A 14,111-nucleotide genomic window follows, 5' to 3' on the forward strand; every position below is an offset into this window, starting at 1 on the left:
TATCCGCGCTCTCGCGCACCCCGCGCAACGTCCGGGGCGTCGGTGGGGCGGCTAGGCTCCGATCTCGTGCTCACCGTCTCCACCGCGAACGTCAACGGCCTGCGCGCCGCGTCCAAGAAGGGCTTCACCGAGTGGCTCGCGGGCACCTCGGCCGACGTCCTGTGCCTGCAGGAGACCCGGGCCGAGCCCGACCAGCTCCCGGCCGCGGTCCGCGAGCCGGACGGCTGGTTCCCGCTGCTGGCGCCCAGCTCCGCCAAGGGGCGCAGCGGCGTCGCGCTGTACTCGCGCACCGAGCCGCTGTCCTCCCGGATCGGCTTCGGCAGCGCCGAGTTCGACGGCAGCGGGCGCTACGCCGAGATCGAGCTGCCCGGCCTCGTCGTCGGCAGCCTCTACCTGCCCAGCGGTGAGGTCGGCACCGAGCGCCAGGACGAGAAGGAGCGCTTCACGGCCGAGTTCCTGCCGTACCTGTCGTCCCTGCGCGCCCGCGCGCGGGAGGCGGGCCAGGAGGTGCTGGTCTGCGGCGATTGGAACATCGCGCACCAGGAGATCGACCTGAAGAACTGGAAGGCGAACCGGAAGTCCGCCGGTTTCCTCCCGGAGGAGCGGGCGTGGTTGAGCCGGGTCTTCGACGAGCTCGGCTACGTGGACGTGCTGCGCGCCCAGCACCCCGAGGGGCCCGGGCCCTACTCCTGGTGGTCCTACCGGGGCAAGGCCTTCGACAACGACTCCGGCTGGCGGATCGACTACCAGGTGGCGTCGCCAGGCCTCGCCGAGCGCGCGGTGGAGGCATGGGTGGAGCGGGCCCCGAGCTACGACAAGCGCTGGAGCGACCACGCGCCGGTCACGGCCACCTACGCGACCTGAGCGCACCGGGTGCTTGCCCGGGGCGCGGGGGAGCCGCGAGGGTGGGGCGGTGAACGCCGAAGATCTGATCGCCGATCGAACCCCGCTGCCCGAGGCCATCACCGGCCGGTTGCGGGAGCAGCTCGTGTTCCTCGCCGAAGTGGACAAGCTCAAGACCGTGCTGCGGCAGTCGCCGCTGGCCGCCGCCGAGCGGCGGGAGAACGACGCCGAGCACTCCTGGCACCTGGCGCTGATGGTGCCGCTGCTGGCCGAGCACTCCGACGAGCCCATCGACGTCGGCCGCACGATCGAGCTCGTGGTGCTGCACGACCTGGTGGAGATCTACGCGGGCGACACCCCGCTCTACGACGACGCGGGGCGCGTTGATCAGCAGCAGCGGGAGGAGGCCGCGGCCGACCGGCTCTTCGGCCTGCTGCCCGCGGACCAGCGGGACCGCTTCCGCGCGCGGTGGGACGAGTTCGAATCGCGCGGCACGCCCGAGGCCCGGTTCGCGAAGGCGGTGGACCGGGTGCAGCCGTTGCTGCTGAACTGGCTCGCCCGGGGCGGGACCTGGCGCACGCCGGGCGTCACCGCCGAGACCGTCCGCGCCCGCAAGGCCGTCATCGGCGAGGCCTCGGCCCCGCTGTGGGACGCGGCGCGAGCGCTGATCGACGAGGGCGAGCGGCGCGGCTGGGTCGAGAGCTGAGGGACCGGTGCCCGCACCGGCCCCGCGCTCCTCGCTTCCGATCGGCCCCCGGGCGGTGTCCCGCCCGGGGGCCGACTCCCGATGCCGTCGCCGGTGCCGGGTCAGGTGCTCAGCCGACGGCGTCCAGCGCGTCGACGAGTCCCGCTCCGTAGAACCCCGCCCCGGTCGCGCCGCCCTGGCAGACCGCGTCCGGTTTCCCGTCGCCGTCGGGGTCGTAGCCGGTCGGGCACGGCAGCGCGTCGGCCTGCCCGGCCAGCGCGCCCGTCACCTGCGGGGCGCTCCACTCCGGGTGGGTGCTGCGCAGCAGCGCGACCACCCCGGCCGCGTGCGGCGCGGCCATCGAGGTGCCCTGCATCCAGCCCCAGCCGCCGCCGGGCACGCTGGAGAGGATTCGCCCGTTCGCGGAGGGCGTCGGCGGGAGCTGCTTCGCGTCGCCGCCCGGCGCGGTCACCGTCGTCGAGCCGAGGCCGTAGTTCGAGAAGTACGACTTCACCGCGTCCGCGCCCACCGAGGACGTGGTCACCACGCCCGGCAGCTCCCCGGGCAGCGCCGCGCAGTCGTGCCCGGCCCACCGGTCCTGGACCGGACCGCCGTTGTTCGGGCTGTTCGTGTCGTGGACCGGCTGCGAGAGGTCCCAGCCGCTGTTGCCCGCCGCGGCCACGGTCACCACGTCGTGCCCCGCCGCGTAGGCGACGGCGCGGCGCACCGCTTCGGCTCCGGCGCGCTGATCCGGATCGCCCTCGCACCAGAGGTACCAGGGATCGACGAAGTAGGAGTTGTTCGTGACGTCGATGTCGTGCTCGGCGGCCCAGAGGAAGCCGCAGACGGCGTACTCGGGGTAGATGAAGCCGTCGTCGTCGATGACCCGCACCGAGGCGAGGCGGACGCCCGGGGCGACGCCCGCGACGCCGATCCCGTTGCGGGCGGCGGCGATCGTGCCCGCGACGTGCGTGCCGTGCGCCTGCGTGTCGTCCGCCGGGGCCCACGCCTCGACGTCGGTGTCCGGCACGCCCTCCTGGGCGCAGCTGACGGACTTGGCCGGATCCAGGTTCTGCTTCAGGTCGGGGTGCTCGGGGTCGATGCCGTAGTCCAGCACGCCGACGGTGACGTCCGGGCTGCCGAGCGAGCGGGCGTGCGCCTGATCGGCCTTGATCAGCGGCAGGTCCCACTGCTCCGGCTCCAGCGGCTCCTCGCCGACGGCCGCGGTGGACGCCCCCGGTTCGGCGGTTCCCTCCAGCGGTTCCAGCCGGGAGTTCGGCGGGGTGGGCGGCAGCTGCTCGGCGAGATCGCGGCTCGCTCCGGCCTGGTCCACGGCGGGTCGCGTCCGCACGACCGCCGCGAAGCCGGGATCCGGTGAGGTCGCCACGACGACGCCGATCTGCGGCCAGCTCCGCACGACGGCGCCGCCGGCGGTGCGCACCGAGTCCTCGGTCTGGCGCAGGCCGTCGCCGGTGGGGCCCAGTACGACGAAGTGCGCGGGCGCGGCCTCGGCCGCGACGGCGGGGGGTGCGGTGGTGGCCGGGACGAGCAGGCCCAGGGCCAGCACGGACCCGGCGAGGCGCGCGGACCTCCCGCGCGGGCGCGATGTCGATCGTTGTGGTGACACGTGTCCTCCCACGGCTCGTGAATGCCGAGCGATCTGCGAGTGATCGTCGGATACTCCACCCGTCCGGGGAACTCGGGTAGAGCGAAAAGGAGTAGCAGGACGCGATGATCGGCACCCCCGGTGAGTCCGGGACGATCGGCGGATGCCGGTGGTCCGATCCGGGGAGCGGGTGCGGGAGCGAGCGCGGGGGATACCTCGCCGGGCTTGCCACTCGAACGAGGGATGAGTCAGCTCACCGGCAACATCGCGTGAATTCGGTGCATCGTGCGACAGCGAGCGGAAACCAGCTCCGAGCAGTGATGACCGCGCCAGAGGGTACCCGGTGCCGCCACGCTGCGGGGGGTAAATAGGATCTCTGCGTCGTGGCCGGTTTACGCAACGCGATCGTGGTGTTCACACTCGATCGGTACGGTCCGCAACCGGGTTGAGGGTTCTGTGACCCGTACGGGTTAATCCGTCAAGGGAGGCAACGCTCGTGCGTAGCCGATTTGCTCGCATGACCACACGAGGATTGATCGTGGGGCTGCTGCTGGCCACCGCGGGCCTCGGCACCGCCACCGCGCAGGCCGAGGGCGTCGGCCCCGTGCTCGCCCAGGCCAGCCCCTTCGTGTCCGCGGCCACGCCGGTCGGCCTCGCCGCCATCGGCTTCGGGATCGTCGGAATGCTCGCCGGGATCCTCCGCCGCAAGAAGATCGAGATCCAGCCGGAGAACCAGCGCAAGGTCTGAGTACCCGGCCACGATCGGCGACCCGGTCCCCATCTTCCCGGAGACCTTGCGAGAATCATCGGGTGAGCAGCGACGACTCGGCCACCCAGCACCCGGCAGCAGGAGCGACCCGCGCCCCCCGCGTCCTCTCGGGGATCCAGCCCACCGCGGACTCCTTCCACCTCGGCAACTACCTGGGCGCGCTGCGGTCCTGGGTGCGGATGCAGGCCGATCACGACGCCTTCTACTGCGTCGTCGACCTGCACGCGATCACCGTCGCGCAGGATCCGGAACTGCTGCGCGAGCGCACCCGCGTCTCGGCGGCGCAGCTGCTCGCGCTCGGCATCGACCCGGACTCCGCCACGCTGTTCGTGCAGAGCCACGTCCCCGAGCACGCCCAGCTGAGCTGGGTGCTGGAGTGCCTCACCGGCTTCGGCGAGGCCGGGCGGATGACCCAGTTCAAGGACAAGTCCGCCCGCCAGGAGGCCGACCACATCAGCGTCGGGCTGTTCACCTACCCGGTGCTGCAGGCCGCGGACATCCTGCTGTACCAGGCGGATCAGGTGCCGGTCGGCGAGGACCAGCGGCAGCACCTGGAGCTCACCCGCAACCTCGCGCAGCGGTTCAACTCCCGCTACGGCGACACCTTCGCGGTGCCCTCGGCGCACATCCCGAAGGAAGCCGCCAAGATCCAGGACCTGCAGGACCCCTCGGCGAAGATGAGCAAGTCCCAGCCCGGCGGCGTGGTCGACCTGCTGGAGGACCCGAAGCGCTCCGCGAAGAAGATCCGCTCGGCGGTCACCGACAACGAGCGCGAGATCCGCTACGACCCCGAGGCCAAGGCGGGCGTCAGCAACCTGCTGGTGATCCACTCCTCGCTCACCGGCCGCGGCATCGCGGAGCTGGAGGCGGAGTTCGAGGGGCGCGGCTACGGCGACCTGAAGAAGGCCGTCGGCGAGGCCTTCGTCGAGTTCGTCACCCCGTTCCAGCAGCAGGTGCGGGACTACCTCGCCGACCCGGCGGAGCTGGACAAGGTGCTGCGCCGCGGTGCCGAGCGCGCGCGGTCGGTCGCGGCCGAGACGCTGCGGCTCACCTACGAGCGCGTCGGTTTCCTCCCGCCGCTGCGCTGAGGAGATCATTCAGCGGTAGCCTCTAGGCCCGTTCGGGGCAATCCCGGGCAGGCCTGGAGGTGAATCGTGACCGACCGCAGCCAGCCGGCGCGCACCGCCGCGACCGGGGACTCGCCCGGGCGGCTGGAACTGCTGCGCCGCGACCATCCGTGGCTGGACCGGTTGATCCGCGCCGCGGCGCGCTACCAGAGCCAGTACGGGGACTACTACGCCGCCGCGATCACCTACTTCAGCGTGCTGGCGATGGTGCCGCTGCTGATGATCGTGTTCGCCACGGCCGGGTTCGTGCTGGCCGGGAACCCCGACCTGCTGGCGCAGCTGCGGACCTCGATCACCGAAGCCGTGCCGAACCCGGAGATGAGCGGCCTGCTCAACCAGGTCGTCGAGCAGGCCATCGGCCAAGCGGGCGCCGTCGGGATCCTCGGGTTGCTCATCGCGCTGTACTCCGGCCTCGGCTGGATGACGAACCTGCGGGAGGCGCTCACCGCGCAGTGGAGCCAGGACCTCCCCGCCCCGCCGATGCTCAAGCGGCTCGGCTCCGACCTGCTCTCGCTGATCGGGCTCGGGCTCGCGATGGCGATCTCCTTCGGGCTCAGCGCGCTCGGCGGCGGAGTCGGCCGGGCGCTGTTCGGCCTGCTGGGCATCGGGAACACGCTGCTGGCGCGGATCGCGCTCACCGCGCTCACGATCGCGTTGTCGCTGGCGGCGGGGTGGCTGGTGTTCACGTGGGTGCTCGCCCGGCTGCCGCGCGCGCCCGTGACCCTGCGCAGCGCCATGTGGGGCGGGTTGTTCGCGGCCGTCGGCTTCGAAGTGCTCAAGCAGGTCGGGGTGGTCTACCTGAACAGCGTCACCGGCTCGCCCGCGGCCGCCGCGTTCGGACCGCTGCTGGGGCTGCTGGTGTTCGCGTACCTGACCTCGCGGTTCATCCTGTTCGTCACCGCGTGGACGGCCTCTGCCGCGGAGAACGAGCCGACCGCCGCACCGGAACCGCCGCCCCCCGCCGTGATCCGGCCGCAGGTGCGGGTCGTCGGAGCGGGAGCGCGGTTCGCGGCGGGGATCTTCGGGCTGGGCGCGCTGCTCGGCTGGTCGCTGCGCCGCCGTCGTTGAGCGGACCCACCCGGCCGGGTTCGGGGCGAGGCCGGGTGGGCCGCGCCCCGTGCGGTGGCCACCGCACGGGGCCGGAGTCGGCGCCGCGGCTCGGGGCACGCCGCTGAGCGGGCCCGGCGGTCGTCCGGGCTCCCGCGCTCGCTGACTCCTACTACGAGAATGCCCAGTTCCGTTGGAAACCGGACCCGTGCGACTACCCGAGTACTACCTAGCCCGACCGAGTGACCGACGAGACCCACCCGCCCCGTCCCCGTCCCCGTTCCGTCCCCGTCCCCGCGAGATTTCGCGAGAAATCGCGCCCCACCCAACCCGCACCCCGCGATTTCGCGCGAAATCGCGTCGACCCGGGCGGACGGGGACGCGATTTCTCGCGAAATCTCCCCGTCGCGGGCGTGGTGCGGGGAGATTTCTCGCGAAATCGCGGTCAGGGGCGGCGGGAGGCCTTGGCGCGGCGCTTGCGGACGGCGGTGAAGACCCCGGCGGCCGCGATGAGCACCAGCGCGGCGAGGGTGAGCGGCCAGCCGAGGGTGCCGAACATCGGCGAGTTCGGCTCCTCCGCTTCGCTCGCCTGCGGGACCGGTTCCGCCGCGCTCTCCTCGGGTTCGGCCTCCTCGGTCACCAGCTCGCCGACGGAGGTCCCCGGCGGCAGCGAGAAGCCGTGGTCGAGCAGCCCCATGGTGTGCTTGGACTGCCGCACCGGCTTGTTCTCCCCGCGCATCAGCACCGCGACGAGCCGCCTGCCGTCGCGCTCGGCGGCGGCGATGAAGGTGTGCCGGGCGTCATCGGTGAAGCCCGTCTTGCCGCCCAGCGCGCCGGGATAGTTCCACAGCACGGCGTTGTCGCTCTCCACGTGCATCGGCGGCTGCCCGGGTTTGCCGGGCAGCGTCGTCTCCCGCAGCGCCTCGGCCCGCGCGAACTCCGGGTGCCGCATCGCCTCGCGGAAGATCAGCGCGAGGTCGTAGGCCGAGGTGCTCATCCCGGGCCCGTCCAAGCCGGACGGGGTCGCGGTGCGGGTGTCCTGCGCGCCGAGCTCGGCCGCGAGCGCGTTCATCTTCGCGACGGTCTCCGGCACCCCGCCGAGCTTCACGGCGAGCGCGTGCGCCGCGTCGTTGCCGGACTGCATGACGAGTCCGGACAGCACCTGCCGGACGGTGTAGGTGGTGCCGGGTTCGAGTCCGACCCGGCTGCCCTCCTCGTTCGCGTCCTCCTGGGTGGCGATGAGCGTGTCGTCCAGGTCGAGCTCGCGGATGGCGACCAGGGCGGTGAGCACCTTGATGGTGGACGCGGGCCGGTGCCGCGCGTGCGGATCGCGAGCGGACAGCACCTCGCCGCTGTCGAGATCGGCCAGCACCCAGGACTCGGCGGCGATCGGGTCCATCGGGGCGCGGGCGGCGCCCCGGGCGACGACCTCCCCGCACTCGCCGAGCCGAGGACCCCCGACCGGCTCGGCGGGAACCGGCAGCGGAGCCGGGACCGGCTCGCCGGGCTCGGGGACCTCGGAGGTGTCCACCGCGGGTGGGGGAGCGGCGGCGGGGCAGGACCCCGGCTCGGCCGCCGCCGACAGCGGCGCTAGGCCGAGCAGCAGCAGCGCCGCGCAGCCGGCGGTGGCGAACCGCCCCGCCGCGCGCGTCCGGTGGTCCGACTGCGATCTGCGCGGCTCCGCGAAGGCCGCCGCTTCCGCGCCGTTCGGCACGAATGCCGGGTTCTCCGGCGGAGACGGGGGCGTTGTGCGGACCGGGCGGTGAGCTCTCACGGGCACGCGCTCAGGCTAGCGAACGCGGCCGCGCGCCGGTGCCCGGTGCACCGAGACGGGATCAGGAGACCTGGCCCACCTCCGCTCCGGGGCGCGCCGGTACGTCCGCTGAGCGGGGTCGATACTGGTCGGCGTGACGCTCTCCCGCCGTACTTCCCTGCTCCTGCTGGCCTTCGGCGTCTGGTCCTGGCTGCTGTGGCCGACGTTCTTCCGCAACATCTGGGTCAGCGAGAACTCCTGGCAGGCGGGGGCCCCGACCCCGTTCCTCTACGTGCACTTCGCGATCGCCGCGATCTCGCTGGTGCTGGGCACCGCGATCGGCGTGCTCGGCTGGCGAGGCTTCCGCGCGAGCCGCTCCTAGCCCGGACCACGACCGAGGCCGCCCCGCGTCCGCCGGTCATCGCCGCCCGCACCGGCGCCGCCCGGATCTGGGCCCGCTGGTGCTCCTCCGGCGAGGCCCGACGGCGGTGACGAAGTCGTCGAGCGGCGCCGAGCTGGTCGACCGGACCCAGCGGAGCAGGTCAGCTCGATCGGACCCGTGGAACCCCGCCCTCGCGGCCTAGGTCGAAGTCGAGGCGGTAGATGTCCGGCAGGTCGAGCATTCCGCTGGCGCGCCGCGTCATCACACCCAGCGCGATCAGCTCTTCGATCGAGCTTTCCGGCTGGTGGTTCCGGGGCCCGTGGACACCTGCTGCTTCGAGCTGCCCCGCCCCTGCTCCTCCGCGTGACCCCGCTGGTGCTCGGCGAGGCGCTCCGGAAGGTTCACTTCGCTCCACCGCGAGATGACGTCGGCTCGGGCGATCGGAACCTGCTTCCGCGCCAGCGGGTTGATGGTCGCGGCGACCCACGAGATGTCCTCGGTCAACTCGGAACGGAGCGTCTGCCGCGCTTCCGCGAGGTCGGGCGTCCGGGCAGTGGCGGCGCGCCGCGACCGCGAAGCGGGTGGTGCCGCGAACCGGGTCGCGCTCGCGGAAGGCGCCTGAGCGCCACCCGGAGTGCTGGATTCGACGCTCCCATGTGCGGATTCCGGAAACGCGAAAGGCGCCCGCCTCCGGGGAAGCGGGCGCCTTCGGGGGTGGTGCGGGTCAGCGGCGGCGGAACATCAGGGCTCGCTTGACCTCCTGGATGGCCTTCGTCACCTGGATGCCGCGCGGGCAGGCGTCCGTGCAGTTGAAGGTGGTGCGGCAGCGCCACACCCCGTCCACGTCGTTGAGGATGTCCAGGCGCTCCTCGGCGGCCTCGTCGCGGCTGTCGAAGATGAACCGGTGCGCGTTGACGATCGCGGCCGGGCCGAAGTAGGAGCCCTCCGACCAGTACACCGGGCAGGACGTGGTGCAGGCCGCGCAGAGGATGCACTTGGTGGTGTCGTCGAAGCGCGCGCGCTCGGCGACGGACTGGGTGCGCTCGCGGGTCGGCTCGTTGCCGGAGGTGACCAGGTAGGGCTTGATCGCCCGGTACGCCTCGAAGAACGGCTCCATGTCGACCAGCAGGTCCTTGTGCACCGGCAGGCCCTTGATCGGCTCGACGGTGATCGTCGTCTCGCCGTTCTTGGCCAGCAGGTCCTTCATCAGCACCTTGCACGCCAGCCGGTTCACGCCGTTGATGCGCATCGCGTCCGAGCCGCAGACGCCGTGGGCACAGGACCGGCGGAACGTCAACGAGCCGTCGACGTACCACTTGATGTAGTGCAGCAGGTTCAGCACGCGGTCGCTGGGCAGCGCCGGAATCCGGTAGGACTCCCAGTGCAGGTCCTCGTCGACCTCCGGGTTGAACCGCTGGATCTTCACCGTGACCATCGTGGCGCCCTCGGGGATCGGCGGGGCGTCCGAGGGCAGGTCGGTGGTCTGGTCGGAGTTCGTCACGGTTGCGGTCATCAGTACTTACGCTCCATCGGCTGGTACCGGGTGACGACGACGGGCTTGTAGTCCAGCCGGATGTCGGACTGGAAGCCGGTCAGTCCCAGCGGCGCGTTCGGGTCCTCGGCGTCGGGCAGCTGCTTGTACGACATGCTGTGGCGCATGAAGTTGGTGTCGTCGCGGGCGGTGTAGTCCTCCCGGGCGTGCCCGCCGCGGGACTCCTTGCGCGCCAGCGCCGCGTTCACCAGCGACTCCGCCAGGTCCAGCAGGAACCCGAGCTCGATCGCCTCCAGCAGGTCCGAGTTGAACCGCTTGCCCTTGTCGTGCACCGCGATGCGCCCGTAGCGCTCCTTGAGCGCCTGCACGTCCGAGAGCGCCTGCTTCAGCGTCTCCTCGGTGCGGTACACGGAGGCGTTGGCGTCCATCGTCTCCTGCAGCTCGGTGCGGATCGTGGCGACCCGCTCCCCGCCGTGCGCGGTGCGCAGGTGGTCGACCATGCCCTCGACGAGCTTGGCGGGCTCCTCCGGGAGCTCCACGTGCTCGTGGGCGTTGGCGTACTCCGCGGCGGCGACGCCCGCGCGGCGGCCGAACACGTTGATGTCCAGCAGCGAGTTCGTGCCCAGGCGGTTGGAACCGTGCACCGAGACGCAGGCGCACTCGCCGGCGGCGTAGAGGCCGGGAACGGTGGTGTCGTTGTCCCGCAGCACCTCGCCGATGATGTTCGTGGGGATGCCGCCCATCGCGTAGTGCGCGGTCGGGTAGACCGGCACCGGCTCGGTGGTCGGCTCCACGCCCAGGTAGGTGCGGGAGAACTCCGTGATGTCCGGGAGCTTCTGCTCCAGCACGTCCGCGCCGAGGTGCGTGACGTCGAGCAGCACGTAGTCCTTGTTCGGGCCGGCGCCGCGGCCTTCCAGCACCTCCAGCGCCATCGAGCGGGCGACGATGTCGCGCGGCGCCAGGTCCTTGATCGTCGGGGCGTAGCGCTCCATGAAGCGCTCGCCGTCGGCGTTGCGCAGGATGCCGCCCTCGCCGCGGACCGCCTCCGAGATGAGGATGCCGAGCCCGGCCAGGCCGGTCGGGTGGAACTGGTAGAACTCCATGTCCTCCAGCGGCAGGCCCTTGCGGTAGATGATGCCCATGCCGTCACCGGTGAGGGTGTGCGCGTTGGACGTCGTCTTGAAGACCTTGCCGAAACCGCCGGTGGCGAACACGACGGCCTTCGCCTCGAAGACGTGGATCTCGCCGGTGGCCAGCTCGTAGGCCACGGCGCCGGTGCAGACCTGCTCGCCGTTCTCGTTCTCGCTCATGGTGACGTCGAGGACGTAGAACTCGTTGTAGAACTCGACGCCGTGCTTGATGCAGTTCTGGTACAGCGTCTGCAGGATCATGTGGCCGGTGCGGTCGGCCGCGTAGCAGGCCCGGCGCACCGGGGACTTGCCGTGGTCGCGGGTGTGGCCGCCGAAGCGCCGCTGGTCGATCTTGCCCTCGGGCGTCCGGTTGAACGGCAGCCCCATCTTCTCCAGGTCCAGCACCGCGTCGATGGCCTCCTTGGCCATCACCTCAGCGGCGTCCTGGTCGACGAGGTAGTCGCCGCCCTTGACGGTGTCGAAGGTGTGCCACTCCCAGTTGTCCTCTTCGACGTTGGCCAGCGCGGCGCACATGCCGCCCTGGGCCGCACCGGTGTGGGAGCGGGTCGGGTAGAGCTTCGTGAGCACGGCGGTGCGGGCGCGCTGGCCCGACTCGATCGCCGCGCGCATCCCGGCGCCGCCGGCGCCGACGATGACCACGTCGTACTTGTGGTGTTGCAAGGTCGCCTCCTAGGGCCGATGGCGAGGCCGCCCGCTGAGTGCGGGGCCTCGAAGCCTGCGCTCGGTGCTCAGCCGATGTTCGGGTCGAAGGTGAAGAGCACGAAGGTGCCCAGACCGACCGTGAGCAGGACCGACACGTACAGCACCATCTTCAGCCAGAAGCGGGTGGCGTCCTTGCGGGAGTAGTCGTTGATCACGGTGCGGAGCCCGTTGCCGCCGTGCAGGCCGGCCAGCCACAGCATCGTCAGGTCCCAGAACTGCCAGAACGGGGAGGCCCAGCGGCCCGCGACGAACGCGAAGTTGATGCGGTGCACCCCGCCGTCCAGGAACAGCATGATCAGCATGTGTCCGAGGACCAGGAACAGCAGCAGCACGCCCGACAGGCGCATGAACAGCCAGCTGTAGAGCTCGAAGTTGCTGCGGCGAGCGGCCGGGCGGTGCGAGGACCGCGGCTTGTCGACCGGCAGCGGCGCGTCGATGGTGGTCATGGGTCAGTGCCCCCCGAACAGTTCCGTGGCGGCCCGCGTGAGCATGCTGATGGCCGCGGGCACGATCAGCACCAGCCAGACCGCCAGAACGGTCCACAGCATCGGCTTCTGGTATTTCGGTCCGTTCGCCCAGAAGTCGACCAGCATGACGCGGATGCCGTTGAACGCGTGGAACAGCACCGCCGCGAGCAGACCCAGTTCGAACAGGATCATGATCGGGCTTTTGTAGGTTTCGATGACCGTGTCGTACGCCTCAGGCGAAACCCGCACGAGAGCGGTGTCCAACACGTGCACGAACAAGAAGAAGAATGTGAGCACGCCCGTGATGCGGTGGGCTACCCACGACCACATGCCCAAATCACCGCGGTAGAGGGATCCCTTGGCACGAGGGTTGCCCTCGCGCTGGGGGGCCTCCGCCGCGGAGGCGGTGGTGCTGGCCATGGTGGAAGGCCTCCAACGTCGCTGGTGGACTACGGCCCGTTCGGGAACGAGGACGACCGGTCCGAGTCGTCATCATCCGCACGCCCGTCACCGGCCACCTGAACTAGGCCTGGACGTCTCGGATGCTAGACCTGCGTCATCGGCGCGGCCTACTCGCCTGTGCTCTGTGTGATCGACCAGACAAACCGCCTACCTGGTGGATCGATGTAGAAATCAACTCGTGACACGCGGGCAATGCGCAAGCAGCAGCGTCAAGCCTTAATTTCGAGAGCCACGTCACCGGACGTGAGCTGCGCACCGGGTCACAATTCTCCTGCGGAAGACACCGCGAGGAGGCCGGCCCGATCAGCGGCCCCGGAATCGGCTCCGAACAGGAGTCGGCCGGGGCCGCTGGTGCGCGGCAGGCGGGCATCGAAAGGGGAAGAGCCATGCGGCGAACGGCCGGCACGGCAGGGGAGTCCCGGTCTCGGGACGCGAAGCGGGGGCGGCGCTCCGGCGCGGCGCTGACCGCGCTCGCGATGGCGGGCGCGCTGGCGCTCGCCGGGTGCGCGAAGGACGCCCGCGGCGGCGGTGGTGCCGGTGCCGCGGGTGAGCCCTGCCGCACCGAGCAGCCGCCCGCCGCGGCCCTCGCCACCTCGGAGCCGGCGAAGGAGCAGCTCCCGCCGCCGGACGCGAGCCGGATGCGGGTCGGGCTCGCCTTCGACATCGGCGGGCGCGGGGACGCCTCGTTCAACGACGCGACCGTCGCGGGCCTGGAGCGGGCGAAGGCCGAGATGGGGCTGGCCGAGACCAAGGAGCTCGACGCCGCGGCCGGTGAGCCGGAGGACGCCAAGCAGACCCGGCTCCGCCAGCTCGCGCGGGAGGGCTTCAACCCGGTCGTCGCCGTGGGCTACGCCTACGCGGACTCGGTGAAGGCGGTGGCCCCGGAGTTCCCGGACACGAAGTTCGCGCTGATCGACGAGAACGTCGAGGGCATCCCGAACGTCACCCCGCTGGTCTTCGCGGAGGAGCAGGGTTCCTTCCTGGTCGGCGTGCTGGCCGCGCACAAGTCGCAGAACTGCAGCATCGGCTTCGTCGGGGGCGTGGAGACGCCGCTGATCAAGAAGTTCCAGGCCGGCTTCGAGCAGGGCGCGAAGGCCGCCGCGCCGGACGTGGAGATCGAGAGCGACTACCTCACCCCGGCCGGTGACTTCTCCGGCTTCCAGGACCCGAACAAGGGCTCCGAGGTAGCCCAGGGGCAGCTCGACGGCGGCGCCGACGTGATCTACCACGCGGCGGGCGCCTCCGGGAAGGGCGTGTTCGCGGCCGTGCAGGGCGCGGGCGGGATGGCCATCGGCGTGGACTCCGACCAGTACAACCAGCCGACCGTGGCGCAGTACCGGGACGTGATCATCACTTCCATGCTCAAGCGGATCGACCTGGCGGTCTACGACTACCTGGCGGCGGTGGCGCGCGACGACCTGTCGTCGGTGCCGAAGAAGTTCGACCTGTCGATGGACGCGGTCACCTACTCCACCTCGGGCGGGAAGATCGACGACCTCAAGCCGGTCGCGGACGCCTACAAGGCCGCGATCGCGACCGGGCAGATCCAGGTGCGCGACACTCCGTGATCGCGCGGCGGGGGGGGGGGGGGGGGCCCCCCCCCCCCCCCCCCCCCCCCCCCCCCC

General features: G+C 71.5%; 14 protein-coding genes. 7 read left to right on the top strand and 7 right to left on the bottom strand.

Translation table 11 applies throughout. The features are described 5' to 3' along the window. Positions 1-66: 66 nt before the first annotated feature. Entirely contained in the window at positions 67-864 is a 798-nt protein-coding gene (locus tag ACL03H_RS22885; RefSeq protein WP_412813365.1) for an exodeoxyribonuclease III, read from the top strand. 49 nt (positions 865-913) lie between these two features. Beyond that, on the top strand, positions 914-1,549 hold the full coding sequence (locus ACL03H_RS22890) for an HD domain-containing protein (protein ID WP_412813366.1): 636 nt from the start codon (positions 914-916) through the stop codon (positions 1,547-1,549). A 109-nt stretch (positions 1,550-1,658) separates the two neighbouring features. On the opposite strand, the gene ACL03H_RS22895 is transcribed toward ACL03H_RS22890, so the two are convergent. Then, positions 1,659-3,095: a S8 family peptidase gene (locus ACL03H_RS22895; protein WP_412813367.1), complete on the bottom strand. Its 1,437-nt coding sequence runs from the start codon at positions 3,093-3,095 to the stop codon at positions 1,659-1,661. A gap of 556 nt (positions 3,096-3,651) precedes the next feature. Here ACL03H_RS22895 and ACL03H_RS22900 point away from each other — a divergent pair. The 3 genes from ACL03H_RS22900 to ACL03H_RS22910 all read left to right on the top strand — a co-directional run bounded on the left by ACL03H_RS22900 (position 3,652) and on the right by ACL03H_RS22910 (position 6,098). Continuing rightward, entirely contained in the window at positions 3,652-3,882 is a 231-nt protein-coding gene (locus ACL03H_RS22900) for a hypothetical protein (protein WP_412813368.1), read from the top strand. A gap of 62 nt (positions 3,883-3,944) precedes the next feature. Then, positions 3,945-4,991, top strand: coding sequence for a tryptophan--tRNA ligase (gene trpS / locus ACL03H_RS22905; RefSeq protein ID WP_412813369.1), 1,047 nt, complete (start codon positions 3,945-3,947; stop codon positions 4,989-4,991). A 66-nt stretch (positions 4,992-5,057) separates the two neighbouring features. Then, a complete protein-coding gene (locus ACL03H_RS22910) occupies positions 5,058-6,098 on the top strand; it encodes a YhjD/YihY/BrkB family envelope integrity protein (protein WP_412813370.1) in 1,041 nt (346 codons plus the stop codon). Between the two features lie 424 nt (positions 6,099-6,522). Here the strand turns inward: ACL03H_RS22910 and ACL03H_RS22915 are convergent, their stop codons facing one another. Continuing rightward, the gene (locus tag ACL03H_RS22915; protein WP_412813371.1) at positions 6,523-7,791 is read right to left on the bottom strand and encodes a D-alanyl-D-alanine carboxypeptidase family protein; all 1,269 of its coding nucleotides are present in this window, start codon (positions 7,789-7,791) and stop codon (positions 6,523-6,525) included. Between the two features lie 193 nt (positions 7,792-7,984). Between ACL03H_RS22915 and ACL03H_RS22920 the strand changes: the two genes are divergently transcribed. Continuing rightward, a complete protein-coding gene (locus tag ACL03H_RS22920; protein WP_412813372.1) occupies positions 7,985-8,212 on the top strand; it encodes an SCO4848 family membrane protein in 228 nt (75 codons plus the stop codon). A 276-nt stretch (positions 8,213-8,488) separates the two neighbouring features. Here the strand turns inward: ACL03H_RS22920 and ACL03H_RS22925 are convergent, their stop codons facing one another. The 5 genes from ACL03H_RS22925 to sdhC all read right to left on the bottom strand — a co-directional run bounded on the left by ACL03H_RS22925 (position 8,489) and on the right by sdhC (position 12,444). After that, positions 8,489-8,716: a hypothetical protein gene (locus ACL03H_RS22925; RefSeq protein ID WP_412813373.1), complete on the bottom strand. Its 228-nt coding sequence runs from the start codon at positions 8,714-8,716 to the stop codon at positions 8,489-8,491. A 220-nt stretch (positions 8,717-8,936) separates the two neighbouring features. Continuing rightward, positions 8,937-9,725, bottom strand: a complete 789-nt coding sequence (locus ACL03H_RS22930) for a succinate dehydrogenase iron-sulfur subunit (protein ID WP_412813374.1) — start codon at positions 9,723-9,725, stop codon at positions 8,937-8,939. Next, on the bottom strand, positions 9,725-11,515 hold the full coding sequence (gene sdhA / locus ACL03H_RS22935; protein WP_412813375.1) for a succinate dehydrogenase flavoprotein subunit: 1,791 nt from the start codon (positions 11,513-11,515) through the stop codon (positions 9,725-9,727). The genes ACL03H_RS22930 and sdhA overlap by 1 nt, the downstream gene beginning before the upstream one ends. 68 nt (positions 11,516-11,583) lie before the next feature. Beyond that, complete coding sequence (locus ACL03H_RS22940) at positions 11,584-12,003, bottom strand: succinate dehydrogenase hydrophobic membrane anchor subunit (protein WP_412813376.1); 420 nt, start codon at positions 12,001-12,003, stop codon at positions 11,584-11,586. 3 nt (positions 12,004-12,006) lie between these two features. Further along, positions 12,007-12,444 carry a succinate dehydrogenase, cytochrome b556 subunit gene (sdhC, locus tag ACL03H_RS22945; protein WP_412813377.1) on the bottom strand — a complete coding sequence of 146 codons (438 nt, stop codon included), beginning with the start codon at positions 12,442-12,444 and terminating at the stop codon, positions 12,007-12,009. Positions 12,445-12,962: 518 nt separating this feature from the next. Here sdhC and ACL03H_RS22950 point away from each other — a divergent pair. Further along, positions 12,963-14,054 carry a BMP family lipoprotein gene (locus ACL03H_RS22950; protein WP_412813378.1) on the top strand — a complete coding sequence of 364 codons (1,092 nt, stop codon included), beginning with the start codon at positions 12,963-12,965 and terminating at the stop codon, positions 14,052-14,054. Positions 14,055-14,111 lie beyond the last annotated feature (57 nt).

This window comes from Saccharopolyspora antibiotica, assembly GCF_047200635.1.
GTDB lineage: Bacteria > Actinomycetota > Actinomycetes > Mycobacteriales > Pseudonocardiaceae > Saccharopolyspora_C.